We start from the raw sequence: 1,396 nt of genomic DNA, 5'->3' as shown, positions 1-1,396 counted from the left end.
AAGATAATAATCTTCGTAATAAATAACTTCTCTGATAAATTTTCCATTCATTCGACAAAGTTATTCAATTAGATAACATTTTGCAAATATTTTGATAATTTTTCTTTTTACCGAGATTTTTTGGCATTTCCACCAACGTTTCGCAGCTACAAGAAGTTGCGTACTTCATTCACTGACAATTACAAATATAGACAAAACTTTGATTCAACAATTACCATTTCTGATAAATCCCATGCCTAGCAATTTCTTGTAACTGCTGTTAACTGATGTTATTTTATTCTCAATGTTTTTGATATTAATTTTATTTGTTTCATTAGTTCTTCTTTTCTGTCATAAACTATACCGGAATAAGCAACAGAACTATTTTCATTCCCAATAACAAGTTGATAAACTGAATTTGATTTTCCATTATACTTTCCGTCAAAGTATATTTCATAACCAAAATAATCTTTGGTTAAAATTTCTTTTTCTATTAAATTTGAAACTTCAATTCCACTTTTTTTATGTTTTTGTATCATATCAAGTGAATATTTTTTCAGCGTTTCTTTTCCGTCCGCATTTGGAAGAACAGAAACAATGATTTGATTTTCGAAAACATTATTTGGGTCAATTTTACCGTTTAGATTATAAATAAACATTTGCGACATATTACCCGCAATAATAAATTCTGTTTTGCTTGTGTCTAAAGTAAAATTCTGCAAATTTTGTGGTTCTACTTTTTGTTCTTTATTTAGTTTTATTGTAAAAATTGTTTTCAAAATTTCTTCCCTCGTTTCAATTTCATTTTCTGGAAAAACTGCATAAACAATTACAGAAAATTCATTGTCTCCAAAACCGAGAGCGATTTGTTCGGAATTACTATTTTTATCAGCACCATAATAAAGTATTGCATCATTTCCATTAAATTTAAATTCCTTCTTGTAGAATTCTTTTGGAAGATTCCCACTTGAAATTGCATCCTCATAGTTTTTTGTAATTTTTGATTTTGAATCTTTAAAACTAGAATTTGGTACTTCAAAAACCTGAATGTAAGTTTTTGAGTTTTTTTGGATTCTTAACAGTTTATCTACTAATTCGTAATCGTTTGGTTTTTGGATTGATATTCTAGTTCCAGCAAATTTTGTTTCATTTTTTCCTGGTTTTGAATTCATTTCGTTTTTAATTTTTAAATCGCGGTTAATTTGTGATTCACAACTAAAAAGTGATGATAATATAAATAAAATGATTAGTTTTTTTTTCATTTGTTTTGATTTTCCGTTCAGTTTTCAGATAATATCAGTTAACGTTTTGCTGCTTCTGGCAGTGGCGTAATTTGCTCACTAACCATCACAAATATAACAAAAATTTAGTTTCAAAAATTTAGTTTTATAAATAAATCCCATGCCAAGCCATTGCT

General features: G+C 27.4%; 1 protein-coding gene. It reads right to left on the bottom strand.

The annotated features are described in order from the left end of the window. Positions 1 to 269 precede the first annotated feature (269 nt). Positions 270 to 1,241, bottom strand: a complete 972-nt coding sequence (locus O9267_RS14395; protein ID WP_298180791.1) for a hypothetical protein — start codon at positions 1,239 to 1,241, stop codon at positions 270 to 272. Positions 1,242 to 1,396: the final 155 nt, after the last annotated feature.

This window comes from Flavobacterium sp. (genome assembly GCF_027531705.1).
Classification (GTDB): domain Bacteria; phylum Bacteroidota; class Bacteroidia; order Flavobacteriales; family Flavobacteriaceae; genus Flavobacterium.
The sequence above is the reverse complement of the archived record's forward strand: the minus strand, read 5'-3'. Positions and strand labels throughout refer to the sequence as shown.